Source organism: Pseudomonas sp. NPDC090203, from assembly GCF_044746765.1.
In the GTDB taxonomy this organism is placed as follows: domain Bacteria; phylum Pseudomonadota; class Gammaproteobacteria; order Pseudomonadales; family Pseudomonadaceae; genus Aquipseudomonas; species Aquipseudomonas putida_AD.
The window spans coordinates 35,765-61,157 of record NZ_JBIVCV010000023.1; the positions used below are offsets into that span (position 1 = coordinate 35,765).

At 62.0% G+C, this 25,393-nt stretch carries 20 protein-coding genes; 11 read left to right on the plus strand and 9 right to left on the minus strand.

The window, feature by feature from the left end:
• Nucleotides 1-94: 94 nt before the first annotated feature.
• The 7 genes from ACIPO9_RS27260 (at nucleotide 95) to ACIPO9_RS27290 (ending at nucleotide 7,429) form a co-directional block, all read left to right on the plus strand.
• On the plus strand, nucleotides 95-1,129 hold the full coding sequence (locus ACIPO9_RS27260; protein ID WP_400784438.1) for a ligase-associated DNA damage response exonuclease: 1,035 nt from the start codon (nucleotides 95-97) through the stop codon (nucleotides 1,127-1,129).
• Nucleotides 1,126-2,841, plus strand: coding sequence for an ATP-dependent DNA ligase (locus tag ACIPO9_RS27265; RefSeq protein ID WP_400784439.1), 1,716 nt, complete (start codon nucleotides 1,126-1,128; stop codon nucleotides 2,839-2,841). The genes ACIPO9_RS27260 and ACIPO9_RS27265 overlap by 4 nt, the downstream gene beginning before the upstream one ends.
• Nucleotides 2,842-3,218: 377 nt before the next feature.
• A complete protein-coding gene (locus tag ACIPO9_RS27270) occupies nucleotides 3,219-4,001 on the plus strand; it encodes a transporter substrate-binding domain-containing protein (protein ID WP_274134610.1) in 783 nt (260 codons plus the stop codon).
• Nucleotides 4,002-4,088: 87 nt separating this feature from the next.
• Complete coding sequence (locus tag ACIPO9_RS27275) at nucleotides 4,089-4,817, plus strand: ABC transporter permease (RefSeq protein WP_274134609.1); 729 nt, start codon at nucleotides 4,089-4,091, stop codon at nucleotides 4,815-4,817.
• Nucleotides 4,814-5,524 (plus strand): ABC transporter permease, encoded by a 711-nt coding sequence (locus tag ACIPO9_RS27280; RefSeq protein ID WP_274134608.1) that lies wholly within the window; start codon nucleotides 4,814-4,816, stop codon nucleotides 5,522-5,524. The genes ACIPO9_RS27275 and ACIPO9_RS27280 overlap by 4 nt, the downstream gene beginning before the upstream one ends.
• Before the next feature lie 9 nt (nucleotides 5,525-5,533).
• The gene (locus ACIPO9_RS27285; RefSeq protein ID WP_400610771.1) at nucleotides 5,534-6,652 is read left to right on the plus strand and encodes a succinylglutamate desuccinylase/aspartoacylase family protein; all 1,119 of its coding nucleotides are present in this window, start codon (nucleotides 5,534-5,536) and stop codon (nucleotides 6,650-6,652) included.
• 12 nt (nucleotides 6,653-6,664) lie between these two features.
• Nucleotides 6,665-7,429, plus strand: a complete 765-nt coding sequence (locus ACIPO9_RS27290) for an ABC transporter ATP-binding protein (RefSeq protein ID WP_274134606.1) — start codon at nucleotides 6,665-6,667, stop codon at nucleotides 7,427-7,429.
• 36 nt (nucleotides 7,430-7,465) lie between these two features.
• Here the strand turns inward: ACIPO9_RS27290 and ACIPO9_RS27295 are convergent, their stop codons facing one another.
• Both ACIPO9_RS27295 and ACIPO9_RS27300 read right to left on the minus strand, forming a co-directional pair.
• A complete protein-coding gene (locus ACIPO9_RS27295; protein ID WP_400784446.1) occupies nucleotides 7,466-8,719 on the minus strand; it encodes a hypothetical protein in 1,254 nt (417 codons plus the stop codon).
• A gap of 52 nt (nucleotides 8,720-8,771) precedes the next feature.
• The gene (locus ACIPO9_RS27300; protein WP_274134605.1) at nucleotides 8,772-9,221 is read right to left on the minus strand and encodes a YcgN family cysteine cluster protein; all 450 of its coding nucleotides are present in this window, start codon (nucleotides 9,219-9,221) and stop codon (nucleotides 8,772-8,774) included.
• 275 nt (nucleotides 9,222-9,496) lie between these two features.
• Between ACIPO9_RS27300 and ACIPO9_RS27305 the strand changes: the two genes are divergently transcribed.
• Nucleotides 9,497-10,090, plus strand: a complete 594-nt coding sequence (locus ACIPO9_RS27305; RefSeq protein ID WP_400784441.1) for a nitroreductase family protein — start codon at nucleotides 9,497-9,499, stop codon at nucleotides 10,088-10,090.
• A gap of 123 nt (nucleotides 10,091-10,213) precedes the next feature.
• Here ACIPO9_RS27305 and ACIPO9_RS27310 read toward each other — a convergent pair whose 3' ends face one another.
• The 7 genes from ACIPO9_RS27310 to ACIPO9_RS27340 all read right to left on the minus strand — a co-directional run bounded on the left by ACIPO9_RS27310 (nucleotide 10,214) and on the right by ACIPO9_RS27340 (nucleotide 18,979).
• The gene (locus tag ACIPO9_RS27310; protein WP_274134603.1) at nucleotides 10,214-11,146 is read right to left on the minus strand and encodes a D-2-hydroxyacid dehydrogenase; all 933 of its coding nucleotides are present in this window, start codon (nucleotides 11,144-11,146) and stop codon (nucleotides 10,214-10,216) included.
• Between the two features lie 138 nt (nucleotides 11,147-11,284).
• Nucleotides 11,285-11,578, minus strand: a complete 294-nt coding sequence (locus ACIPO9_RS27315; RefSeq protein ID WP_274134602.1) for a YcgL domain-containing protein — start codon at nucleotides 11,576-11,578, stop codon at nucleotides 11,285-11,287.
• The gene (rnd, locus tag ACIPO9_RS27320; RefSeq protein ID WP_400610775.1) at nucleotides 11,575-12,708 is read right to left on the minus strand and encodes a ribonuclease D; all 1,134 of its coding nucleotides are present in this window, start codon (nucleotides 12,706-12,708) and stop codon (nucleotides 11,575-11,577) included. The genes ACIPO9_RS27315 and rnd overlap by 4 nt, the downstream gene beginning before the upstream one ends.
• 137 nt (nucleotides 12,709-12,845) lie before the next feature.
• Nucleotides 12,846-13,508 (minus strand): class I SAM-dependent methyltransferase, encoded by a 663-nt coding sequence (locus ACIPO9_RS27325; RefSeq protein ID WP_274134599.1) that lies wholly within the window; start codon nucleotides 13,506-13,508, stop codon nucleotides 12,846-12,848.
• Complete coding sequence (locus tag ACIPO9_RS27330) at nucleotides 13,501-15,150, minus strand: phosphoethanolamine transferase (RefSeq protein ID WP_400784442.1); 1,650 nt, start codon at nucleotides 15,148-15,150, stop codon at nucleotides 13,501-13,503. The genes ACIPO9_RS27325 and ACIPO9_RS27330 overlap by 8 nt, the downstream gene beginning before the upstream one ends.
• Before the next feature lie 247 nt (nucleotides 15,151-15,397).
• Complete coding sequence (locus tag ACIPO9_RS27335; RefSeq protein ID WP_400784443.1) at nucleotides 15,398-17,068, minus strand: GMC family oxidoreductase; 1,671 nt, start codon at nucleotides 17,066-17,068, stop codon at nucleotides 15,398-15,400.
• A 222-nt stretch (nucleotides 17,069-17,290) separates the two neighbouring features.
• Nucleotides 17,291-18,979, minus strand: a complete 1,689-nt coding sequence (locus ACIPO9_RS27340; RefSeq protein WP_274134596.1) for an NAD-dependent malic enzyme — start codon at nucleotides 18,977-18,979, stop codon at nucleotides 17,291-17,293.
• A 396-nt stretch (nucleotides 18,980-19,375) separates the two neighbouring features.
• Between ACIPO9_RS27340 and ACIPO9_RS27345 the strand changes: the two genes are divergently transcribed.
• The 3 genes from ACIPO9_RS27345 to ACIPO9_RS27355 all read left to right on the plus strand — a co-directional run bounded on the left by ACIPO9_RS27345 (nucleotide 19,376) and on the right by ACIPO9_RS27355 (nucleotide 24,845).
• On the plus strand, nucleotides 19,376-20,473 hold the full coding sequence (locus ACIPO9_RS27345; protein ID WP_274134595.1) for a carboxynorspermidine decarboxylase: 1,098 nt from the start codon (nucleotides 19,376-19,378) through the stop codon (nucleotides 20,471-20,473).
• 30 nt (nucleotides 20,474-20,503) lie between these two features.
• Complete coding sequence (locus tag ACIPO9_RS27350; protein WP_274134593.1) at nucleotides 20,504-21,742, plus strand: saccharopine dehydrogenase family protein; 1,239 nt, start codon at nucleotides 20,504-20,506, stop codon at nucleotides 21,740-21,742.
• A 313-nt stretch (nucleotides 21,743-22,055) separates the two neighbouring features.
• Nucleotides 22,056-24,845: an ATP-binding protein gene (locus ACIPO9_RS27355; RefSeq protein ID WP_400784445.1), complete on the plus strand. Its 2,790-nt coding sequence runs from the start codon at nucleotides 22,056-22,058 to the stop codon at nucleotides 24,843-24,845.
• Nucleotides 24,846-25,393 lie beyond the last annotated feature (548 nt).

Sequence of the window (25,393 nt, forward strand, 5' to 3'; positions counted from 1 at the left end):
TGTCGCGGGCAAGCGCGCTCCTGTAGGTAAACAGACCGAACTTCTCGATCCCCCCGCTGCTCTACCTGACAAGCCCTCCACCCCGGCCAAGCCCATGGACCTTGTCATCGCCCGCCCCGAAGGCCTGTACTGCCCGCCCGGAGATTTCTATATCGACCCGTGGCGTCCGGTCGAGCGTTCGGTCATCACCCACGGCCATGGCGACCACGCCCGCACCGGCAACCAGCACTACCTCGCCGCAGCTCCCGGCGAAGGCATCCTGCGCTCGCGGCTGGGCCGGGACATCAACCTGCAGACCCTCGAGTACGGCGAATCCATCACCCACCACGGGGTGAAACTGAGCCTGCACCCGGCCGGCCACGTGCTGGGTTCGGCGCAGGTCAGGCTCGAATACGGCGGCGAAGTCTGGGTCGCGTCCGGCGACTACAAAGTCGAACCCGACGGCACCTGCGCTCCATTCGAGCCGGTGCGCTGCCACACTTTCATCACCGAATCGACCTTCGGCCTGCCCATCTACCAGTGGGAGCCCCAGGCGCACATCTTCGCCGGGATCAACGACTGGTGGCGGGCAAATGCGGCCGTGGGCAAGGCCAGCGTGCTGTTCGCCTATTCCTTCGGCAAGGCCCAGCGAATCCTCCACGGCATCGACCCGAGCATCGGCCCGATCCTGGTCCACGGCGCGGTGGAGCCGCTCAATCGTGTCTACCGTGAAGCCGGGATACGAATCCCCGAAACCCGGTACGCAGGTGACTTCAAGAAGACCGACCCGGCCCTGCGCCAGGCCCTGATCGTTGCCCCGCCCTCGGCTGGGGGCAGCACTTGGATGCGGCGGTTTGGCGACTTCAGCGATGCCTTTGCCAGCGGCTGGATGATGTTGCGCGGCACGCGGCGGCGCCGTGGGGTGGACCGAGGTTTCGCGCTGTCCGACCACGCCGACTGGCCCGGCCTGCTGTGGGCCATCGAAAACACCGGGGCCGAACGGGTGATGGTCACCCACGGCTCGGTCGCGGTGCTGGTGCGCTACCTGCGTGAACTGGGCCTGGACGCACAGGGTTTCACCACCGAATACGGCGACGAAGAAGACGACGCGCCCGCCAAAGAGCAGCCCGAGCAAGAGACTGCGTCATGAAAGCCTTCGCCGAACTGTACGCTCAGCTCGACGCCACCACATCCAGCAACGCCAAGCTTGCGGCGATGCAGCACTACTTCGCCCACGCAGCACCGGAAGATGCCGCCTGGGCTGTGTACTTCCTCGCCGGCGGCCGTCCTCGTCAATTGGTGCCCACGCGCCTGCTGCGCGAGCAGGCGATGCAGCTTTCGGCGTTGCCCGAATGGTTGTTCGAGGAGAGCTATCAGGCCGTGGGCGATCTGGCTGAAACCCTGTCGCTGCTCCTGCCTCAGGCCGAGCACAGCTCCGACGAAGGCCTGGCGAGCTGGATGGAGAACAAGCTGCTGCCTTTGCGCGGCCTGCCACCGGAGGAATTGCAAGAGCGGCTGCCGACGTTCTGGGCGCAACTGGATCGCCAGTCGCTGATGGTCTGCCTGAAACTCATCACCGGGAGTTTTCGCGTCGGCGTGTCGAAGTTGCTGGTGACCCGGGCACTGGCGGCGCTGGCCGAGATCGACAGCAAACGGGTGGCCCAGCGCCTGGTGGGCTACACCGACCTGTCCCATCGCCCGAGCGCCGAAGGCTACCTGAAGCTGATCGCCGAAGAGTCGGACGACGAACACGCCCAGCGCGGCGGCCAGCCCTACCCGTTTTTTCTCGCCCACGCACTGCAACAACCGGTGGACCAGTTCGAGACCCTGCTCGGCCCTGCCGAAAACTGGCAGGTGGAATGGAAGTGGGACGGCATCCGCGCGCAAGTGGTCAAGCGCGAAGGACGACTGTGGATCTGGTCGCGGGGTGAGGAGCTGGTCACTGATCGTTTCCCGGAGCTGCACAGCCTGACCCAATGCCTGCCCGATGGCACGGTCATCGACGGCGAAATCGTCGTATGGAAGCCGTCGAATCCCGCCCCCGACGGCGAAAACGCCTTCGCCCTCAGCACGCCCTCGCCTGCCGAACCGGGCGAATCTGCGCCCTCGGTCCAGCCTTTCGCCCTGCTGCAACAACGCATCGGCCGCAAGACGCTGGGCAAGAAGATCCTCGACGAGGTGCCGGTGGTGGTCCTGGCCTACGACCTGCTGGAGTGGGATGGCCACGACTGGCGCAGCCGGCCGCAGCATGAGCGACGCACTCAACTGGAGCGGGTGATCGCCCAGGCCAACAGCCCGGTGCTAATGCCTTCGCCGGTGCTCACCGGGAAGGACTGGCTCGACCTCGGGCGCCAGCGCGAAGCGTCGCGCAGCCTCGGCGTCGAAGGGATGATGCTCAAGGCGCGGGATGCGTTGTATGGCGTGGGGCGCACCAAGGACATGGGCGTCTGGTGGAAATGGAAGATCGATCCGTTCAGCGTCGATGCCGTGCTGATCTACGCCCAGCGCGGCCACGGACGCCGCGCCAGCCTGTACAGCGACTACACCTTTGCTGTGTGGGACGGCCCGCCAGACGCCAGCGAACGAACTCTGGTGCCTTTCGCCAAGGCCTATTCGGGGCTCACCGATGAAGAGATGCGCAAGGTCGATGCGATCATCCGCAAGACCACGGTGGAAAAATTCGGCCCGGTGAGAAGTGTTACCCCGACCCTGGTGTTCGAACTGGGGTTTGAAGGCATCGCCTTGTCCAAACGCCACAAGAGCGGCATCGCCGTAAGGTTCCCGAGGATGCTCCGCTGGCGGCTGGACAAGCCTGTGGCCGAGGCCGACACCCTGGCGACCTTGCAGGATTTGCTGGCCTGAGCACCGTTCTGGTGCACGAGGTCGTTCTTGAGTCATGAAATTTGCGCCGTGTAGGAGCGCGCTTGCCCGCGACCTGCGCACGTTCGGTTTGCAAAGTGTTTCGAATTTTCCTGTGTACTTCAAAAGCGTTCGCGGGCAAGCGCGCTCCCACAAGTTTTACGCGCCCTTTCGAACCATTTCCGCTAATCTCCCCCTGCCTGCGGCGCCTGATAAAAAGACAATAGATGGCTCAAAGTCATCATTGCGACAACTCCGTACATTTAAAACGCACGTTCGTCTCTTTGGTTCGGAAATTGCTGTCTTTTTTCAGTCTGGCACCCGCCGGTAGCAAGCCTTCGCGTGTTCCCAACGCTCAATTTGGTTTTAAGGACTGAACGATGAAAAAAGCATGGCTGACCCTCTCTGCACTGGCCATCTGTCTGGCCGCTGGCAACGCAATGGCCAAGGAGTACAAGGAGCTGCGTTTCGGCGTTGACCCTTCCTACGCTCCGTTCGAATCGAAAGCTGCCGACGGCAGCCTGGTGGGCTTCGACATCGACCTGGGCAACGCGATCTGTGCCGAGCTGAAGGTCAAGTGCAAGTGGGTCGAAAGCGATTTCGACGGCATGATTCCCGGTCTTAAAGCCAACAAGTTCGACGGCGTGATCTCCTCCATGACCGTCACCCCGGCTCGCGAGAAAGTCATCGACTTCTCCAGCGAACTGTTCTCCGGCCCGACTTCCCTGGTCTACAAGAAAGGCTCGGGCCTGTCGGCTGACACCGCGTCGCTCAAGGGCAAGACCGTTGGCTACGAGCAAGGCACCATTCAGGAAGCCTACGCCAAGGCCATCCTGGACAAGGCTGGCGTGAAGACCCAGGCCTACGCCAACCAGGACCAGGTTTACGCTGACCTGGTGTCCGGTCGTCTGGACGCCTCCGTACAAGACATGCTGCAAGCCGAACTGGGCTTCCTGAAGTCGCCACAAGGCGCCGACTACGAAGTCAGCAAGCCTATCGACGATCCACTGCTGCCAGCCAAGACTGCCGTCGGCATCGCCAAAGGTAACAAAGACCTGAAAGCGCTCTTGGACAAAGGTATCAAAGCGTTACACGATGACGGCAAATACGCCGAGATCCAGAAGAAGCACTTCGGCGATCTGAATCTGTACAGCGGTAAGTAAGAAAACAAACGCCTGTCGCGTTCAGGGGGTCATCCGAATCCCCCCTCTGAGCACGATGGGCGTTTTTATTGACTGCATAGGTTCCACATGTTCGAAACTCTCCTGCAAAACCTGGGACTGTCCGCGTTCAGCCTCAAGGGCTTCGGCCCGCTGCTGCTTCAGGGCACCTGGATGACCGTCAAACTCTCGGTAATGTCGCTGCTGCTGGCCATCGTGCTTGGCCTGCTGGGCGCCAGTGCCAAACTGTCCAAGGCTGCGATCCTGCGGATTCCGGCACAGGTCTACACCACGCTGATCCGTGGCGTACCGGACCTGGTGCTGATGCTGCTGATCTTCTACAGCCTGCAAACCTGGCTGACGACCTTTACCGAAGCGATGGAATGGGACTACATCGAGATCGATCCCTTCGCCGCCGGTGTCATCACCCTGGGCTTCATCTACGGCGCCTACTTCACCGAAACCTTCCGTGGCGCGATCCTCGCGGTGCCCCGTGGCCAGGTCGAAGCCGCCACCGCCTACGGCCTGAGCCGCAGCCAGCGTTTTCGCTTCGTGGTGTTTCCGCAGATGATGCGCTTCGCCCTTCCAGGTATCGGCAACAACTGGCAAGTGGTGCTCAAGGCCACGGCACTGGTGTCGATCATCGGCCTTGCGGACCTGGTCAAGGCCTCGCAGGACGCGGGCAAAAGCACTTATCAACTGTTCTATTTCCTGGTGCTCGCGGCGCTGATCTACCTGGTCATCACCAGCGTCTCCAACTTCGCCCTGCGCTGGGCTGAACGGCGTTACGCCGCAGGCAGCCGGGAGGCTCAACGATGATCGAATTGCTGCAAGAATACTGGCGCGCGTTTCTCTACACCGACGGGCAGAACATCACTGGCCTTGCTATGACCATGTGGCTGCTCAGCGCCTCGATCGCCATCGGTTTCATCGCCTCGATCCCGCTGTCCATCGCTCGCGTGTCACCCAACCCGCTGGTGCGCTGGCCGGTGCAGTTCTACACCTACCTGTTCCGTGGCACACCGCTCTATATCCAGTTGCTGATCTGCTACACCGGGATCTACAGCCTGGAGGTGGTGCGCGACCAGCCCATGCTCAACACGTTCTTTCGCGATGCGATGAACTGCACCATCCTGGCCTTCGCCCTGAACACCTGCGCCTACACCACGGAAATCTTCGCCGGTGCCATCCGCAGCATGAACCACGGCGAGGTCGAGGCGGCCAAGGCCTACGGCCTGACCGGCTGGCGCCTGTACACCTACGTCATCATGCCGTCGGCGTTGCGTCGTTCGCTGCCCTACTACAGCAACGAAGTGATCCTGATGCTGCACTCCACCACCGTGGCCTTCACCGCCACCGTGCCGGACATCCTCAAGGTTGCGCGGGACGCCAACTCGGCGACCTTCCTGACCTTCCAGTCGTTCGGCATCGCCGCCCTCATCTACCTTGCGGTCACCTTCATGCTGGTGGGCCTGTTCCGCCTGGCCGAACGCCGCTGGCTGGCCTTCCTCGGCCCGACTCACTAGGACTCGCAGATGCGCCACCAGACTCATGACCTGCTGTCGCCGGTGCCAGGCACCGCGCGGCAGATTCACAGCTTTCACTACGGCCCGCAGGACGGTGCCTGCAAGATCTATATCCAGTCCTCCCTGCACGCCGACGAACTGCCCGGCATGCTGGTGTCCTGGTACCTCAAGCAACGCCTGGCCGAGCTTGAAAAGGCCGGCCAGTTGCTGGGGGAAATCGTCATCGTTCCGGTGGCCAATCCGATCGGCCTGGAACAGGTCCTGATGGACACCCCACTGGGCCGCTACGAGCTGGAAAGCGGGCAGAACTTCAACCGCTGGTTCGTCGATGTGGCGCAACAGGTGGGCGATGAAGTCGAGCCGCTTCTGGGCGATGACCCGAAAAGCAACGTGGCGCTGATCCGCAAGAGCCTGCGCGCTGCATTGCAAGCGCGCAGCGGCTCCACTCAACTGGATTCGTTGCGCCTGGCTTTGCAGACCCTGGCCTGCGACGCCGACATGGTGCTGGACTTGCACTGCGATTTCGAATCGGTGGAGCACCTGTACACCACGCCGGAAGCCTGGTCCCGGGTCGAGCCGCTGTCGCGCTATCTGGGCGCACAGGCGAGCCTGCTGGCGACCGATTCGGGCGGGCAGTCGTTCGACGAATGCTTCACGCTGGTCTGGTGGCAATTGCAGCAGCGCTTCGAGAAGCGCTTCCCGATCCCGCTGGGCAGCTTTTCCGTAACCCTGGAACTGCGCGGCCAGGGGGACGTGAATCACGCCCTGGGCAGCCGCGATTGCCAGGCGATCATCAGTTACCTGATGCAGTACGGCGCCATCGCCGGCGTGCCTGCGCCGGCCCCTGAACTGATTTATCCGGCGACGCCCCTGGCGGCGGTCGAACCGGTTGCCACCCCTGTAGGCGGCCTGCTGGTGTTCTGCACCCTGCCGGGCGAATACGTCGAGGCGGGTCAACTGATCGCCGAGGTCATCGACCCGATCAACGATCAGGTGACCCCGGTCCACGCGACCAACGCCGGACTCATGTACGCCCGCTCCTTGCGACGCATGGCCACGGCCGGCATGGTGATAGCCCATGTCGCCGGCACCGAGGCCTTTCGCAGCGGCTACCTACTTTCTCCTTGAGGATTGCCTGACATGTACAAACTGACCATCGATGGTCTGCACAAAAGCTACGGCGACCACGAAGTGCTCAAAGGTGTGTCGCTCAAGGCCAACGTCGGTGACGTGATCTGCCTGATCGGCGCCAGCGGCTCGGGCAAGAGTACCTTTCTGCGCTGCATCAACTTTCTCGAACAGCCCAACGACGGCGCCATGACCCTGGACGGCAAGCCGGTCAAGATGGTCAGCAACGCCAGCGGCATGCACGTGGCCGACCCTGCCGAGCTGCAGCGCATTCGCACACGCCTGGCCATGGTATTCCAGCACTTCAACCTGTGGAGCCACATGACGGTGCTGGAGAACATCACCATGGCCCCGCGCCGGGTGCTGGGCGTGTCCAAGGCCGAAGCCGAAGACCGTGCGCGCAAGTACCTGGAGAAGGTCGGCCTGCCTGCCCGCGTCGCCGATCAATACCCGGCGTTCCTTTCGGGCGGCCAGCAACAACGCGTGGCGATTGCCCGGGCGCTGGCGATGGAGCCGGAAATCATGCTCTTCGACGAACCGACCTCGGCGCTGGACCCGGAGCTGGTCGGCGAAGTCTTGAAGGTGATTCAGGGGCTGGCCGAAGAAGGCCGGACCATGATTCTGGTGACCCACGAGATGGGCTTTGCGCGCAAAGTGGCCAATCAAGTGGTGTTCCTGCACCAGGGCCAGATCGAAGAAATCGGTCACCCGGACGACGTGCTGGGCAACCCCAAGAGCGAGCGCCTCAAGCAGTTCCTGAGCGGTAACCTGAAGTAAGCGACACGTGGCCTGCCCGCCGTCAGGGGCAGGCCACTATTGCAGCAACGAAGTAGCCAGCACCTTCGACGGCTCGCCAATCACTCCTGCGGCAAGCTGCACGAAGTCCTCGGTGCTCACCTTGCCCATCCGCACCAGCCCCTGAATCACATCATCCAGCGATTTCTGGTCGCGGGTCTGCTGACGGATTTCCTGATCCAGCGCCGACAACAGCATCGCCGCTCGGGCGGTCATCCCCGGATCGACGTGCTCGGCACGCAGGGTCGTCACCTTGCGCCCCAGTCGCGTGAGAATCGATTGCCAGTCCTCGAAACGATCCTGGGTCATGCCACCGGCCCGACGCAGCAATTCGACCGAGTAATACTCGGCAACGCCTGCGCGGATCCAGTCGCTGCGATCACGCACCTGAATGCGCCCGAACACCTGCACCAATTCACGCAGCAACGGGCTGGCCCCGCTCTCGCTGATCAGAGGGCGATTGGCGTTGAGGTAGATCGAGTCATGGGCGGCGCCGGCATTGCGCGCCATGGACTCGCTGGCGCCGGCCACCAGCAGTTTGTCCGGGGTGCGCGGGAACACCGCTTGCAGCCTGGGCCACACGAATGTGAGCAGGGTCAGGGTTTCCATGCGGCGCATGCCCTGCCCTTTCGGCGCGCTGACCGTGACGTCGGTCTCGCCCAGCCTGGCGCGGCGATTGATCAGGTTGCCGGCCAGCATCCAGCCGTTGGGGCGGTCGAACAGACGCGAGACGTCATCGATACGAAAGCGGTTCTTGCCGATGCGCGGCCAAGAGGTTTCGACGTTTTTCCAGCCGGACGGCAAATCGACCGTCATGCGGGTTTGCAGGCGTATGCCGTCCTGCTGATCCAGGCGCGCCCTGGGCACCAGGTCTTCGCCGCGAAACAGCGCCCAATCGGCGGTCATGCGGCTGGCATAGCGGGGTTTACCGTTGAGCGGGTCGGGGGCGTGGCGGTCGATGTGCACGCGGTAGGTCAGCGTCGCCTTGCCGCTGCCGGGCTTCCAGACGCCGCGCAGTGCGTTGCCGGTACGGGCCGCGGCGGTTGACCACTGGCCGTCGGCGCTGAAATCGCTGAACTGGCCCTGCTCGCCCAAGTCCAGGTCCAGGCTGCGCACCGCCGTGCCCTGCTCAAGCGTCAGGCGCACCTGGGCCTGGTCGCTCTGGGGCAGCAACGTGATGTGGTAATCCAGGTCGACTTTCTTCGCCGCCCATACCGGCAGGCTGAAAACAAGAACAGCAGCACACAACGGCAGTTGATAACGCACGAGCAGACCACTCCTGAAACCACAGGCTCTTGGATCGGGTGACGAGGCGCCGGGCGAATCAGCCCGCGCGGAAGATCAGGTAATCCTCCCAGTCATCTTCGGCCACGCTCTTTTCGCTGAGCATGCGCCCGGACTGGGAAATGCGTTGCTTGTGAACCTGCTCGCGGTCGCCACACACCAGGTGGTGCCACAGGGGCAGGTCCTTGCCTTCGCTGACCAGACGGTAGCCACAGGTCGGCGGCAGCCACTTGAATTCATCGGCCTGACCGGGCGTTAACTGAATGCAATCGGGCACCAGGGCCTTGCGATTCGGATAATCGGTGCACTGGCAGGTGTTCAGGTCCAGCAACTGGCAGGCGATGCGGGTGTAGTAGACGCTGCCGTCGTCCTCGTCTTCGAGCTTTTGCAGGCAGCACAGGCCGCAACCGTCGCACAGGGATTCCCACTCGACCGGATCGAGTTGGTCGAGGGTTTTGCGCATCCAGAACGGTTCGACTTTGGCGGCCATGATTTCGCGAGGATCGGTATCGACTAATGAAAAGGCCGCCAGTCTAGTGGCACATCGCAGCCGGGCCAAGCGTTGGCGACTGTCGGTAAGCGCACACTTGTCAGTTGCGGTGCCGCGCAGTAGCTTTATGCCCTCGCACGCCCGCGCCAGAGCGCCCCTTGCGACACGCGCACGACCCCGTATTTTCGACGATGCCTGCCGTCCACGGCCCATCCGATTGTCCCCGCAGGCCGCACCCGGCCCTGCGATTCATTCAACCTTCAGGACCTGCAAACATGAGCGCCAACCTTCGCGTTGCCGAATACGCCATTGACCCGCAATTCACCAATCGCTGGTCGCCACGGGCCTTTACCGGCGAGAGCATCCCGCAGGAAACCCTGCTGAGCTTCTTCGAGGCGGCCCGCTGGGCGCCGTCGGCCTACAACTCGCAGCCATGGCGCTTTCTCTACGCGCGCCGTGACACGCCGAACTGGGAGCGCTTCCTGGGTCTGCTCAATGAATTCAACCGTGGCTGGGCACAGCATGCCTCGGCCTTGGTGATCGTGATTTCCAAGACCACCTTCACCGCACCGGGCGCCAGCGAAGAAACGCCTGCGCTGTGGCACACCTTCGACACAGGTTCCGCCTGGGGGCATCTGGCGCTGCAAGCAAGCCTGAGCGGCTGGCACACCCATGGCATGGCCGGTTTCGATCAGGAACTGACCCGCAAGGAGCTGAAGATTCCGGAAGGCTACGCGCTGCATGCGGCGGTGGCGATCGGCAAACTGGGCGACAAGTCGACCCTGGCCGAATACCTGCAAGCCCGCGAAACCCCAAGCCCACGCCGACCGTTGACGGAATTGGCGGCTGAAGGGGATTTCAGTTTGTAAGTTCCATCGTTAAACGAAGACCTGTAGGAGCGCGCTTGCCCGCGACTGCGGTGTGTCAGGCACATCTTCAGCGGCTGACACACCGCGGTCGCGGGCAAGCGCGCTCCTACAGGCTGCGGCGGATCAATACCCTTTTGCGAAATCCACTTCGCCGCGCAGCGCCTCACCGGCCGTGTAGGCCTTGAGGTTGTCGACGAACAGCTGGGTCATCGCAGCAGGCGAGGTCGGCGCCGAACTGTGGCCGGTCAGGAGCAGGCCCCAGGCGGTCCAGAACGGGTGACGCTGGGGCAATGGCTCCTGACGGCAGACATCGATCACCGCCCCCGCCAGATGGCCTTCCTTCAAAGCCTCGACCAGATCGGCATCCACCACCGCCACACCCCGCCCGACATTGATGAACAGCGCCGACGGCTTGAAGCTGGCGAACAGCTTCGCGTCATAGATGTCGTGGGTCTGCGGCGTGTTGGGCAGCAGGTTGATGACGAAATCCACCTCCCCCACCAGACGCGGCAGATCCTGCAACGCCGCGACTTCCTTGAACGGAGCCAGCTCGCGAGCGGTGGAGGCTATGCCGTAGACCTCGACGCCGAACGGCACCAGGAACTGCGCCACGCTGACGCCGATATCGCCGGTGCCAACAATCAGCGCCTTGCGCCCGGCAAGACCAGGACCGGTGCGCGTGTCCCACTTGCGCTCCACCTGGCTGACCAGCCGCGCCAGCACCTCGCGCTCATGCACCAGCATGTAGGTCAGCACGAATTCGGCCATGACCTGACCGAAGATTCCGACGGCGCGGGTCAGCCGGTAATTGCGCTGCAGACCTTCGGCCAGCAGCGGCGTGATCCCGGCCCAGGTCGATTGCAGCCATTGCGGCGAATGCCCCTGGCGCAACAGCGTGGCCAGCAGGTCAGGCTGGCCCAGCCAGATCGGCGTATCGGCGGCCATTTTCGCAAGCTCGGCGGAATCGCCACTGCTCAGGATCTCGATCTCGGGAGCAGCCTTGCGCAGCAAATCGGTGTAGAGGACGTAATCGTGTTCGGCAATCAGCACGCGCATGAATTAAAAACTCGAAAAAGCAAGACATGCGACCGCATCGCGCCCGGCGCCCCGGCCCTTTGACAGGCAACGGCGCAGGCCAGACGCAGACAACGGTCCGGTAAACCCCCTGCGATGAGTTGCAGGGGCAGTCGTCGATCAGACCGGGTCGTTGCGGCGCAGCAACTCTTCGGGCAGGTGCTCGATGTACTCATCCTCGGCCGGCGGCATCTGCAGGTGATAGCCCTGCTTCTCCAGATTGGCCAGGACGGCGTGGATGTCCTCACGGGCCAGCGTACGCTCGGGGCTCAGGACCAGGTCGAAAGCATGCACCGGCTTGCCGAACACGGTGAGCAGGCCTTCGGGCACGCGCTCGAGGGCCTCGCTCTTGAGCACGTAGAGATACATCTCGTTCTTGCGCGGGCTGCGATAGATGGAGCAAATCTGTTTCAAGGCTGTTCTCCGGCATTGGCCAGGCTGTCGAGCAGCATCTGGCCCATCAATTCGCGGCGCCAGCCACGCAGCGAATCGGGCAGTTTATAAGGACCGTCAGGGAACCCGGTCTTGAGCAAGGCTTCCAGCGTCTTCTTGCGCAGCATCAGCTCCGGCGCCATGTCCAGGCGCTCGGCTTGCTGCTGGCCGATAGTGCGCAGGCTCTTGAGTACATTCGACGCTTCGATCGGCAGCGGCTCGGGCAACGCCGGCGGCCACAGATCAGGCGACACACTCCCGGCCTGCTTGATCAGGTCGAGCAGAAACTCGCCGTCCTGACGCACGGTCTTGGGGTGCATGTCTTCGATTTTCGCGAGCGCTGCGAGGTTGTCCGGCTGGGTCTTGGCCAGCGGCCACAGCGAGTGCTCGCGCAGGACCCGGTTGCGCGGCTGATTGCGCAGGCGGGCCTGGGTTTCGCGCCAGGCACACAGCTCGCGCAGAACGGCCAGTTGCGCCCGGGACAGCTTCCACGCCAGCTTGGCCTCGCGATAGACCTCGTAAGGATCGGTTTCGCGGCGCAGGTTGGCGACCAGTTCGGCGCCGTCTTCCAGCACCCAGGCGTACTTCTCGTCCGACAGGCGCGGGCGCAGCAGGCTGTAGACCTCGGCCAGGTGCACCGCGTCTTCGGCGGCGTAGCTGATCTGCGTCTCCGACAACGGCCGCTGCAGCCAGTCGGAGCGGGTTTCACCCTTGGGCAGCTCGATGTTCAGCACTTCCTGCACCAGACGCGAATAGCCCATCGAGAACCCCAGGTTCAGATAGGCGGCGGCCAGTTGGGTGTCGAACAGCGGCACCGGCAGGCTGCCGGTCAGGCGCAACAGCACTTCCAGATCTTCGCTGCAGGCGTGAACGACCTTGATGACGTCGGCGTTCTCCAGCAGTGCAGCCAGAGGTTGCCAGTCGCCGATCAGCAAGGGATCGATCAGAAAAGCCCGCGAGCCGTCGCCGATCTGCAACAGCCCGGCGATGGGATAAAAAGTGTCGACCCGCATGAACTCGGTGTCGAGAGCGACGAATGGCAGCTTCTGCCACTGTGCGCAATGAAGGGCGAGGCTGTCGTCGTCGCGAATCCAGTGAATATCGATGGCCACACGGCTCTCCCTTGAAGAATGGCGCGCAGTATATATCGCTATGAGCGTTTACCGGGCATCCGTCCTGCAAGTCTTGAACAACTTCATGTGGAGTGTTTATCGATATCGCAAAGGATGACGACCGTTCATCGGAGCGATCAACTGTTCTTGCGCAGGATGTACACGCGCCACATGGCGTAGCCCGGCAGGAAATCGTGGTGCGTGACGATACGAAAGCCCGTCGCCAGGAACTCGGACTCGACCTCGGCCCGGCAGGCCACGAAACGATTGCGCGATTGCGGATGGCCGTCGGCTCCCAGCCGGCTGCCCTCCTGACGCTTGCGCCGCCATGACTTGATGTTGCCATCGACCCACAAGGCGACGATGGCGGTATCACGAGTCACCCGGTAAAACTCCTCCAGGATCGCCATGCGCCGTTCGCCGTCGGCAATATGGTGAAACAGGCGCATGCAGAAGATGCAGTCCACCGCGTTGGCAGGCAGGCCAATGGAAAGCGGCGAGCTCTGGAAGGTGCGGATGCGTTTGCTTACGGGCTCGGCCGACTGCGCCTTGGCGACGTCGAGCATGTCGGTCGAGGGGTCGGCCGCCAGAATCACCCGGTTGGCGTGTTCGGCCAGCACCGGCCAGAAACGCCCGGCGCCCGAGGGTACATCAAGCACCAGCCCCGGCTCGCCGGCATCGCGCAGCGCCTGGCGCGCCAGTTGCGCATCGCGCCACAGGCTCAGGCGGCGGGCCAGCCCTTGCTCATGGCGTTGCACGTATTGCTGCACCTGATCGCGCTCTGTCGCCTGTTCATTCATTGGCCAGTACCCCGTCCGTATAAATCCCCCGACAACCGGCAAACATGTCCAGCGACGGGTTATAAACGCTGGTCTGAACCTTCAACAATCCCAACATCGAGTGGAACAGGTTGTCCTGGCTCAAAGGCGCATTACGTTCCTTCTGCAAACAATGGGTATCAACGGCGAACGACTGCTGATAGTTATCCGAGAACCAGGCGATCATCGGCACATGTTTCTGTTGATCCGGCGCCAGCATATAAGGCGTGCCGTGCAGGAACAGGTTGTATTCACCCAGCGATTCGCCGTGATCGGACAGGTACAACATGGCGGTGTCCACTTTGTCCTGGTTGGTGCGCAGGATATCGATCAGGGATGCCAATACATGGTCGGTGTACAACAGAGTGTTGTCATAGCCATTGACGATACTTTCCCGGGAGCAATTGTTCAGCGCATTGCTTTCACACACCGGGGTAAACTTTTCGAACTCTTTCGGGTAACGCTTGAAGTATTCAGGGCCATGGCTGCCCATCTGATGCAGCACCAGTACCGTATCTTTATCCAGGTTGTCGATGAAGTTCTGCAGGCCCTGAAGCAGGATTTCATCGCGGCATTCGTTATTGGCGCACAGCACCGGATCCTTGAGGTTGCTGACGTCCTGCAGGGTCACACGGTCGCAGGTGCCCTTGCAGCCTGACTGGTTGTCCCGCCAGATCACGTCAAGGCCGGCGCGCTTGAGCACGTCGAGCATGCCTTCCTGGTTCTTGGCCTGGCTTGCGCTGTAGTCCTTGCGCCCCATGTCGGAGAACATGCACGGCACCGAGACAGCGGTTTCCGTGCCGCAGGAATGCACATCAGTAAAAGTCAGCAGACCACGTTCTTTCTTGAGTTGCGGCGTGGTATCGCGGTTGTAGCCCAGGATACCGAAGTTCTCGGCCCGCGCACTTTCGCCCACCACCAGCACCGTCAGCGACTTGCGCTTGTGCTGCTGCCAGTCAGCGGCCAGTTTCGCGTCCTTGCCAATACTGACGAAGGGCTGTTGCGCGGACTTGACCTGCTCGCTCAGGTAGCCCACGGAGGCACCGATGTAGTTGCTGGGCACTACCATCAGCCGCAACTCGTGGTGGTTGCGGAACAGCGACGACAAGCCCTGATAATTCATCAATGCAACACCGCCGATGACACCGGCGCACACCGCGCTGACCACTACTTTGCTCAGCACCTCACGGGGCCAGCGACGATAGTTGACCGGCACTTTCCAGAGAACGACGGAAGGAAGAACACCAAGCAATAACAAGTACGCCGCCAACTTGAACGACAACAGGCCTTGAACTTCCGAGACGTCGGTTTCGGCGAAGTTGCGGAACATGCCGGAGTCAATCAATACACCGTACTGACTCATGAAATAAGCGACACCGGCGCTGATCATGAACAACGCAATCAACACGGGTTTAAGCACTTTCCTGAAGGCAAACAGGGTCAGGAAAATATTGAACGCACAGAACACCATCACCGCAAAAGCGCCGCGCAATAACAGGCCTTTACCGTTGAATTCGGTAATGGTGAACAAATGCTGCCAGAGCGTCAGGTTAAAACCGAGCAACAAAAAGGCACTGGCGAGCACAGTCACAAGCTCGGGGCGAACTGCTTTTACGTTCAACATGGGGCTCTACTTGGCTAAAAAAGGCACCGCCGATCAAGAGCAACAAAAACTCTTTCGACATCGCAAACTTTAGGCAGCTGGCCATCAATTTTTTGTGAAAAGGATGCGAACAAATGGTGGGATGCGACTTCTTTTGCTGTAGGACTTTTCCTCGCAAATTCCTTGCATTCAACACAGCCCCTGTAGGAGCGCGCTTGCCCGCGACGACGGTGAACCTGACACGACGCCATCGCGGGCAAGCGCGCTCCTACAGGGGATTTGTCGCGTATTCAGGTGCTGCGGCGATTCCGTCCGTCGTGGTGCGGCCAAGCATGAGGGCATCCTCGATAATCATCTGCGCTGCCTTCTCGGCGATCATCACCGTGGGCGAGCAGGTGTTGCCGGAGGTGATGGTGGGCATGATCGAGGCGTCGACCACGCGCAGTCCGGTGACGCCATGGACCCGCAGCCGGTCGTCGACCACCGCGTCGCGCCCGTGGCCCATCTTGCAGGTGCCCACCGGGTGGAAGATGGTGGTGCCGATGGTGCTGGCGGCCTGGCGCAGTTCCTCTTCGCTTTGCAGGCTGGCGCCGGGCAGGTATTCCACCGGTTCGAAGCTGGCCAGTGCCGGGGCGGCGGCGATGCGGCGGGTCAGGCGGATGGCGTCGGCGGCGACCGCAAGGTCGGTCTCGTGGCTCAGGTAATTGGGGCGAATGATCGGCGCGGCGTCGGCGTGAGGCGAGCGGATTTCCACAGTCCCCCGGCTTTGCGGGCGCAGGTCGCACACTGATGCGGTGAAGGCTGGAAAGCCGTGCAAGGGTTCGCCGAAGCGCTCCAGCGACAGGGGTTGCACGTGGTATTCCAGATTCGCGGTGGCCTGCTCGGGGCCTGACCGGGCAAACGCACCGAGTTGGCTCGGCGCCATGGCCAGCGGCCCGCTGCGATTGAGCGCATACCGCAACCCCATGTTCATCTTGCCCCAGAGGCTGCCCGCCATCTGATTCAGGGTGTGACCGTTGCTGACCTTGTAGATCAGACGCAATTGCAGGTGATCCTGAAGGTTTGCGCCCACACCGGGCAGTTCCACCCGCACGCCGATGCCGTGCTTCTCCAACAGCGCACGCGGGCCTATCCCTGAGCGTTGCAGCACCATGGGCGAGCCAATCGAACCACAGCAGAGAATGATTTCACGACGAGCACCGAGCTTGCGCTCCTGGCCGCCCACCCTGGCCAGCACGGCACTGGCGCGGCCGTTTTCAAATTCGATCCGCGAGACTTCGGCGCCGGTCATCACGGTCAGGTTCGGGCGCTGGGCGACTGGCCGCAGAAACGCCTTGGACGCATTCCAGCGCACGCCGCGCCGCTGATTGACCTGGAAATAGCTGCAGCCTTCATTGTCGCCACCGTTGAAGTCGGGGATCGAAGCGATGCCGGTCTGGGCAGCCGCTTCGCGAAACGCGTCGAGCAATGTCCATGACAGCCGCTGCTGCTCTACCCGCCATTCGCCCTTGGCGCCGTGCAATTCGGAGTCTCCGGCGTAGTGGCTTTCGGAGCGTTTGAAGATCGGCAGCACATCCTGCCAGCCCCAGCCCTTGTTGCCCTGCGCAGCCCACTCGTCGTAGTCGCGGGACTGGCCGCGCATGTAGATCATGCCGTTGATCGAGGAACAGCCACCCAAGACCTTGCCCCGCGGGTAGTTGAGCGCGCGCCCGTTCAGACCGGGTTCGGCTTCGGTCTTGAAGCACCAGTCGGTGCGCGGATTGCCGATGCAGTAGAGGTAACCCACCGGCACGTGAATCCAGGGGTAGTTGTCCTGCCCGCCCGCTTCGAGCAGCAGCACACGATGGGAGGGGATGTGTGACAGTCGATTGGCCAGCAGGCACCCGGCAGGGCCCGCGCCGACGATCACATAGTCATAGAGCACACTGTCCGTTTGCATGCGTCCCTCGATGATTTTGTTGTTTTCTATCGATGGGTCATCCTGAAGTCTTTTGCTGCAAAACAAAAGACCGCCTTGTGAGGCGGTCTTTTACATACTCCACTAGTTCCCCGTAGCAGCACGGCTTGCCGGCGGGAGCGGTGGGTCAGTGACGGATATGTCGGCTGACACACCGCCCCCGCCGGCAAGCCGTGCTGCTACGAGGACTGCGTCGAGTCGGGCTTACACCGCGCTACGGCGATAGCTGCGGTAGTTGGGCATCCAGAAGTGACGCTCGATGGCTTCCACCAGCATCTCTTCGGTGGTTTCCAGCGCGACGTTCTCAGCCTGGGCCTGTTTGGCCACGGCCAGGGCGATCTTCTTGCTCACTTCCTGAATTTCCTTGAGCGGCGGCAATACTGCATCGCCCTTGCCGGTGACCATCGGCGAGCATTCAGCCAGCGCGTTGGACGCTGCCATCAGCATCTTGTCGGTGATGCGCGTAGCCTTTGCCGCGATCACGCCCAGGCCGATGCCCGGGAAGATGTAGGAGTTGTTGCACTGAGCGATGTGGAACGTGCGATCGCCCACAGTCACAGGTGCAAACGGACTACCGGTGGCCACCAGCGCGTCGCCGTTGGTCCAGGTCAGGACTTCCTGCGGCGTGACTTCGACTTTCGAGGTCGGGTTGGACAGCGGCATCACCAGCGGCTTGGCGCAGTGCTTGTGCATTTCGCGGATGATCTGCTCGGTGAACAGGCCACGCTGGCCGGACACACCGATCAGCACGGTCGGCTTGCCGTTGGTGACCACGTCGAGCAGGCCCGGATACTCTTCGGACGACGACCAGCCCGCCACGTCGCCAGCTTTCTGTGCGAGGTTCTTCTGGAAGTCCAGCAGGTTGTCCATGCTGTCGGTCAGCAGGCCGAAACGGTCGACCATCATCACGCGCTTGCGTGCTTCGGCTTCGCTCAGGCCTTCGATGACCATGGCCGCGATGATGTGCTCGGCGATGCCGCAACCGGCTGAACCTGCGCCCAGGAACACCACGCGCTGCTGGCCCAGGGTTTCGTTCTTGGCCTTGCACGCGGCCAGCAAGGTACCCACGGCCACCGACGCGGTGCCCTGGATGTCGTCGTTGAAGCAGCACAGCTCGTCGCGGTACTTCTCCAGCAACGGCATGGCGTTGGTCTGGGCGAAGTCTTCGAACTGCAGCAGCACGTCCGGCCAGCGGCGTTGAACGGCTTCGATGAACAGTGCAACGAAGTCTTCGTACTCCTTGCCGGTCACGCGCTTGTGGCGCCAGCCCATGTACATCGGGTCGTCCAGCAGTTCCTGGTTGTTGGTGCCCACGTCCAGCACGATCGGCAGGGTGTAGGCCGGGCTGATGCCGCCACAGGCGGTGTACAGCGACAGCTTGCCGATCGGGATGCCCATGCCGCCAATGCCCTGGTCGCCAAGGCCCAGGATGCGCTCGCTGTCGGTCACCACGATGATCTTGATGCGATCTTTGGTTGCGCTGCGCAGGATGTCGTCGATGCGGTCGCGGTCAGGGTAGGAAATGAACAGGCCGCGGTGGGTGCGGTAGATCTTGGAGAATTCCTGGCACGCCTGGCCCACGGTCGGGGTGTAGATGATCGGCAGCATCTCTTCCAGATGCGAGTCCAGCAGGCGGAAGAACAAGGTTTCGTTGTTGTCCTGGATCGAGCGCAGGTAGATGTGCTTGTCCAGATCGCTCGCGCATTGCTGGTACTGGTTGTAAACGCGGGTCACCTGCTCTTCGATGGTTTCAACGTTCTGTGGCAACAGGCCGATCAGGTTGAAATCCACACGCTCCTGCGGCGTGAAAGCACTGCCCTTGTTGAGCAGCGGCATCTCCAGCAGCGAGGGACCAGCGTATGAAATATATAAAGGTCGCGAAGTTTTGGTCATCAGTAATCGCCTTTTCTCTATTTGCTCTATCAATACATGCCCGAAGGGATGCCCCGGAGGTCGGTCTTTCACGACGCTCGACGCAGGCTCCGTCCGAAAAAATGAGGGGCTGAAAAAATCAGGGGGCCTATCTTACTCGCCTGGAAGCAATTGCGACATTTTGTCACGCTTTTGATTGCCAAATGATGGCTGAAACAAAAGCTGTGCACAGTGAAAGAGTTGTCAGGCAGGCGGGGGCTTGAGCGGTCAAACAGGCGTCAAAATGTTTCAGCAATGGGCAATTCCGCGCTGCTGCGTCGCATATGGACGCAAAAAATCGGTTTCGCCCTTTCGATCCCCTGCGAGTGAAGGCACAATCGCCGTCCTTTTTCGGCTGGCATTGCTGGAGGCCACGAAATGATCAAAACGCCGTACTACCTCATCGACAAACAAAAGCTGCTGCGCAACATGGAAAAGATCGCCTACATGCGCGAGAACTCCGGTGCGAAAGCCCTGTTGGCCCTCAAGTGCTTTGCGACCTGGTCGGTGTTCGACCTGATGCAGCAATACATGGACGGGACCACCTCCTCCTCGCTGTACGAGCTGAAACTGGGTCGCCAGAAGTTCGCCGGCGAAGCGCACGCCTACAGCGTGGCCTGGGCAGATGACGAGATCGAGGAGATGCTCGACAACTGCGACAAGATCATCTTCAACTCCATCAGCCAGCTGGAGCGCCACGCCCCTGCCTGCGCCGGCAAGGTCCGCGGCTTGCGCGTCAACCCGCAAGTCAGCAGCTCTGACTACCTGCTGGCCGACCCGGCTCGTCCGTTCAGCCGCCTGGGCGAATGGGACCCGGCTAAAATCGAGAAGGTGATCGGCGAGATCACAGGTTTCATGTTCCACAACAACTGCGAAAACGGCGACTTCAGCCTGTTCGACCAGATGCTGTCGACCATCGAAGAGCGCTTCGGCCACCTGCTGCACAAGGTCGAGTGGGTAAGCCTGGGCGGCGGCATCCACTTCACCGGCGAAGGTTATCCGCTGGACCAGTTCTGCGCGCGCCTGAAGGCCTTCTCGCAGAAATACGGCGTGCAGGTTTACCTGGAGCCGGGCGAAGCAGCGATCACCCAGAGCGCCTCGCTGGAAGTGACCGTGCTCGACACCCTGTTCAACGGCAAGAACCTGGCCGTGGTCGACAGCTCCATCGAAGCCCACATGCTGGACCTGCTGATCTACCGCCTGGACGCGAAACTCGCCCCAAGCGCAGGCGATCACACCTACATGGTATGCGGCAAGTCGTGCCTGGCCGGAGACATCTTCGGTGAATACCAATTCGAGCGTCCGCTGGCCATCGGCGACCGTCTGTCGTTCGTTGACGCCGCGGGTTACACCATGGTCAAGAAGAACTGGTTCAACGGCCTGAAAATGCCGTCCATTGCAGTGAAACAACTCGACGGTACTGTCGAGGTGGTTCGTGAGTTCGGTTTTGACGATTACCTGTCCAGCCTCTCGTAAGCTGGCGGATTTTAAGGAGAGAGAAACAAATTGAAGAAGAACGTTCTTATCATTGGTGCGGGAGGTGTCGCCAAGGTGGTGGCCCACAAGTGCGCGCAGCACAACGACGAACTCGGTCGTATTGCTATCGCGTCGCGTAACATCTCCAAGTGCCAGGCCATCATCGACAGCGTCAACGCCAAGGGCAGCCTCAAGCAGCCTGCGGAAATCAAGGCCTATGCCCTGAACGCGCTGGACATCGAAGCGACCAAATCGCTGATTCTGGAGACCGAGTCCCAGATCGTGATCAACGTCGGCTCCTCCTTCCTCAACATGTCGGTCCTGCGTGCCTGCATCGACACCGGCGTGGCTTACCTGGATACCGCTATCCACGAAGAGCCGGGCAAGGTCTGCGAAACGCCGCCCTGGTATGGCAACTACGAGTGGAAACACCTCGAGGAATGCCAACAGAAGAACATCACGGCCATTCTCGGTATCGGTTTCGACCCGGGTGTGGTCAATGCCTACGCCGCACTGGCGCAGCAAGAATATTTCGACCGCATTGATTCGATCGACATCCTCGACGTCAATGCTGGCTCGCACGGCAAATACTTTGCCACCAACTTCGACCCGGAAATCAACTTCCGCGAGTTCACCGGGCAAGTGTGGAGCTGGCAGAACAGCCAGTGGACCAGCAACACCATGTTCGAAGTCAAGCGCACCGACGACCTGCCAGTCGTAGGCTCCCAGGACCTGTACCTCACCGGTCACGATGAAGTGCACTCGATCTCCAAGAACCTCGACGTGCCCAACGTGCGCTTCTGGATGAGCTTCGGCGCGCACTACATCAACGTGTTCACCGTGCTGAAGAACCTGGGCCTGCTCTCCGAGCAACCGGTCAAGACCGCCGAAGGCGTCGAGATCGTGCCGTTGAAAGTGGTCAAGGCCGTGCTGCCTGACCCTGCCTCGCTGGCGCCGGGCTACACCGGCAAGACCTGCATTGGCGACCTGGTCAAAGGCACCAAGGACGGCAAGGCGCGCGAAGTGTTCATCTACAACGTGGCCGACCACGAAGAAGCCTTCGCCGAAACCGACAGCCAGGGCATCTCCTACACCGCAGGCGTGCCGCCCGTGGCCGCAGCCCTGCTGGTTGCCCGTGGCGAGTGGGATGTGAACCGCATGGTCAACGTCGAAGAGCTGCCTGCCAAGGCGTTCCTCAAGGCGCTGGACGTGATGGGCCTGCCGACCCGCATCAAGGACGAAAACGGCGATCGCGCCTGGGACGAATAAGTTCTCAGGATCGCTTCCCGACATGAGGTGCGCCCGCCCGGGCGCATCCTCTTCTGATACAACCCCCGCCATCCAGCGCTCAGGCGACTTCGCCCGACGCGTACCTCGCAAGACACTGCGACATTCCTGCACTGCGCCACGCACTCACTAACCAGTGGGTTAAAAACCTGTGGAAGGGCCTGTTCAGAGCCTTTGCGACGCAGAACACACAAATAGTAACCAATGTGTCGGAAACTCTTGCATACCCGTTGATTCTGGATACAAGCTGACGGTCTACCAGGCTATCCAGACCTTCATCTTTTAAAGGTATGCGATGAGTTTCGACAGATTCAGTCCTGAAAGATCCGACCAAGGAAGCGGTCTGGATTTCCCCGTCCCGGATGACGCGATCTGTTTCGGTCCCTTTGCGCTCATACCTCAGCATCACCAGTTGCTGAAAAACGGCGAGCCCGTGCAGTTGGGGAGCCGGGCGATGTTGCTGCTCATCGCCATGGCCACCCGTCCCGGCGAATTGCTTGAAAAGTCCGAACTGCTGGGGCTGGTCTGGCCGAAGGTCGTGGTCGAGGAATGCAACCTGCGCGCGCAGGTCCTGACCCTGCGTCGGGCCCTGGGCGATGACGGGGACTCGACCTGGATCGTGACCGTGCCGGGACGCGGCTATCGCTTCGTCGCGCCGATCATTGCCCCTGCCGTTCATGACGTGCAGGCCGTCAGCCCCGCTCAGCCCGAGGTGCAGTTCAGCACCCGGCCCGTCTTCGGCCGGGAGAAACTGCTGGCGGTACTCGGTGAGCAGCTTGAGGCTCGCCGCTTCGTGACCATCACCGGCCACGCTGGCATCGGCAAGACCACCGTCGCCCAGGCCCTGGCCGACCGGGTGCAGCCGCACTACGGGCAAGGTGTGTGTTTCATCGATCTTGCATCGGTGAGCCGTGGGCAACTGGTGCATGTGGTCATCGCTGCGGCGCTGAAGATCGAGTGCAACGCCGAGGATCCGCTGCGCGGGATTGCCAGGCGACTGGCCGCCAACAAGGTGCTGCTGATTCTGGACAACTGCGAGCACGTGCTCGAAGAAACCGCGACCGCCATCGAAGTGATCCTGCACGACGCCCGCCAATGCTCGGTGCTGGTCACCAGCCGCGAGCCGCTGCGCGCCCAGGGCGAGTTCGTGCATGAACTGGCGCCGCTGCCCTACCCGCCCGACGCCCCTGACCTGAATACCGAGCAGGCGATGCAGTACCCGGCCATCGAGCTGCTGGTCGAGCGCATCGCCGCCCATGACTTGGGTTACGTATTCCGTGATCGCGACGTCCAGGCCGCAGCGGCGATCTGCCGCAAACTGGACGGCAACGCGCTGGCTATCGAAATCGCCGCCGCTCGGGTCAAGGCGTTCGGCATCGCCCACTTGCCGGAAATGCTCGACGGGGTTTTCCGCTTGCAGATGACCGGCCGACGCACCGCCCTGCCCCGGCATAGAACCCTTGGCGCAGCGCTGGACTGGACCTACGCGATGCTGTCGGCGCAGGAACAGGCCATGCTGCGCCAACTGTCGGTGTTCACCGGTCTGTTCACCCTCAATGCGGTGCAGGCGGTGATCGACGTGCCTGCCGAGGTGTCGGCACAACTGATGGAAAGCCTGCTGGATAAATCGCTGGTGATGTCACGCGAGCGCAACGCCATCAAGCGTTATCGCCTGCTGGAAACCACTCGGCTCTACGCACAGCACAAGCTGGAAGAACACGGCGAAACCGATGCCACCGCACTGCGTCACGCCGACTGGGCGCTCGATGAGTTGCACAAGTCGGTGCAGGACCTGGTCGGGACCACTCCGCAGGCGTGGCTTGCGCGCTACGGCGCAGATGTCGATAGCGTTCGCGCGGCGCTGGAGTGGGCCTACTCGCCACAGGGCGATCGCGAACTGGCGGTCGAGCTGACGTTGGTCAGCGCGCCGCTGTGGCTGCGCCTGTCCCTGACAGCCGAATGCTATGACTGGGTCAGCCGTGGCCTGCAACCGGCGGGTGAACATGCGCAGATCCCGCAGCGTCAGCGCATGCAATTGCTGACCATCTCGGCCAGCGTCATGACCCTGACGTTCGGTGGCGGCACGAAAATCCGCGAAGCCTGGCTGCAGGTCAGCGAAGACGCCCACGCCCTGAACGACACCGAGCACAAACTGCGTGCGTTGTGGGGCATGTGGAATGACCTCAGTTGCCGCAACCAGTACGTCGCTGCTCTGGAACTGGCCGACCGCTACGTGGAGTTGATCCGCGATTGCAGCCGCAGCGAACGCAAGCTGCTGGGATTGCGCATGCGCGCCGCAGCCCTGTTCCACATGGGGCGGCTGGAAGAGGCCCAGCGCACCGTGGTCGAGGCCCTGAGTTCGCCGCTGTCGGCGAACACCCACCTGATCGACCTGCACTTCGACCAGCGCATCGCGGCCAGCTCCCTCAAGGCGCAGATCCAACTGCTGCAGGGTGACGTGAACGCGGCGCTGCTGGCCCTTGATCAGAGTGTCAGCCAGGCCATCCGCCTCAACCACCCGGCCACCCTCTGGTACACCCTGAGCCTGAGCGCGATCCCGATCACCTTATTGTCAGGGCGGCTGGATAAAGCCCGGCATTACCTGTCCGTGCTGCAAGACAGCATGGAAGGCCACGACCTGTACCTGTGGCGCCAGTTCGCCCACTGTTTCGAGCACATCCTGCAGATCCGCCAGGGCGCCGCCGAAGAAGCCCTGCCGCATTTGGGCGAAGTGCTGGAACAGCTGCAGGATCAGGGCGGCAGCCCGCTCTACAGCCTGATGCGTTGCGAATATGCAAAAGGCCTGGCGATGCTCGGGCTGGCGCACCGCGCGCTGGAAGTGATCGAACAGACGCTGGACACCGCAATCGGCCGCCAGGAACGCTGGCTGGTGCCGGAACTGCTGCGCACCAAAGCGCAGTTGCTCGCCCAAGACGACACCCTCATCGCCCAGGCCCACCAGGTCCTGCAAGAGGCCCAGAGCGAAGCCATCGCCCAGGGCGCGAGCTTCTGGTCGATCCAGCTGTGCGCCGACCTCAACCGGCTGGAAGAGGAAGATGATCTGGTCTGCCAACCGGATAATTAAAGCCCGAGGCGCAATCGTTTGCATGATGTGCTCCGGTGAAGGCCTGGCGGGGGTGGTGCCCTAGAGATCGCTCCCGCGGGCAAGCCCGGCTGCTACGGGGTTTGCGTCGGGCCGTCGGGTCGCTTCTGACCGAAGGCCGTAGCAGTCCGGCTTGCCGGCGGGGGCGATCTTGAGGGCGCTGACGCCGGCAAGCCGGACTGCTACGGGGCGGTGTGTCGGGCGTTCTGGCGAATGTGGCCTTGAGGATGCCGTCGCGGGCAAGCGCGCTCCTACAGGGTTGGGGTGAATTTCATTTTTTCGCCATACCCCAAAGTCGTAGCAGTACGGCTTGCCGGCGGGGGCGATTTTGAAGACGCCCCCGCCGGCAAGCCGTGCTGCTACGGGGCGGGGTTTAGCCAGAGATTTTGATCTGGCTTTTGATCTTCTTACGCGATGGTGCAGGCGCCGCCGACCGCGACGTTAAGGCGCCAGGCCGAGCGCAGGTGTCGTGGAGGGGGATGAGCGGCAGGAAGCCGCGAAAGCCGTGCGGGCCAGGGACGGCCCATCAC

Bases quoted from the DNA above. Each gene is read 5' to 3' on its own strand.
- ACIPO9_RS27305 (WP_400784441.1), top strand. From the start codon at position 9,497: ATGAGCGCCAACCTTCGCGTTGCCGAATACGCCATTGACCCGCAATTC.
- ACIPO9_RS27285 (WP_400610771.1), top strand. From the start codon at position 5,534: ATGCGCCACCAGACTCATGACCTGCTGTCGCCGGTGCCAGGCACCGCG.
- ACIPO9_RS27265 (WP_400784439.1), top strand. From the start codon at position 1,126: ATGAAAGCCTTCGCCGAACTGTACGCTCAGCTCGACGCCACCACATCC.
- ACIPO9_RS27345 (WP_274134595.1), top strand. From the start codon at position 19,376: ATGATCAAAACGCCGTACTACCTCATCGACAAACAAAAGCTGCTGCGC.
- ACIPO9_RS27260 (WP_400784438.1), top strand. From the start codon at position 95: ATGGACCTTGTCATCGCCCGCCCCGAAGGCCTGTACTGCCCGCCCGGA.
- ACIPO9_RS27270 (WP_274134610.1), top strand. From the start codon at position 3,219: ATGAAAAAAGCATGGCTGACCCTCTCTGCACTGGCCATCTGTCTGGCC.
- ACIPO9_RS27330 (WP_400784442.1), bottom strand. From the start codon at position 15,150: ATGTTGAACGTAAAAGCAGTTCGCCCCGAGCTTGTGACTGTGCTCGCC.
- ACIPO9_RS27275 (WP_274134609.1), top strand. From the start codon at position 4,089: ATGTTCGAAACTCTCCTGCAAAACCTGGGACTGTCCGCGTTCAGCCTC.
- ACIPO9_RS27290 (WP_274134606.1), top strand. From the start codon at position 6,665: ATGTACAAACTGACCATCGATGGTCTGCACAAAAGCTACGGCGACCAC.
- ACIPO9_RS27340 (WP_274134596.1), bottom strand. From the start codon at position 18,979: ATGACCAAAACTTCGCGACCTTTATATATTTCATACGCTGGTCCCTCG.
- ACIPO9_RS27325 (WP_274134599.1), bottom strand. From the start codon at position 13,508: ATGAATGAACAGGCGACAGAGCGCGATCAGGTGCAGCAATACGTGCAA.
- ACIPO9_RS27310 (WP_274134603.1), bottom strand. From the start codon at position 11,146: ATGCGCGTGCTGATTGCCGAACACGATTACGTCCTCTACACCGATTTG.
- ACIPO9_RS27300 (WP_274134605.1), bottom strand. From the start codon at position 9,221: ATGGCCGCCAAAGTCGAACCGTTCTGGATGCGCAAAACCCTCGACCAA.
- ACIPO9_RS27280 (WP_274134608.1), top strand. From the start codon at position 4,814: ATGATCGAATTGCTGCAAGAATACTGGCGCGCGTTTCTCTACACCGAC.
- ACIPO9_RS27335 (WP_400784443.1), bottom strand. From the start codon at position 17,068: ATGCAAACGGACAGTGTGCTCTATGACTATGTGATCGTCGGCGCGGGC.
- ACIPO9_RS27355 (WP_400784445.1), top strand. From the start codon at position 22,056: ATGAGTTTCGACAGATTCAGTCCTGAAAGATCCGACCAAGGAAGCGGT.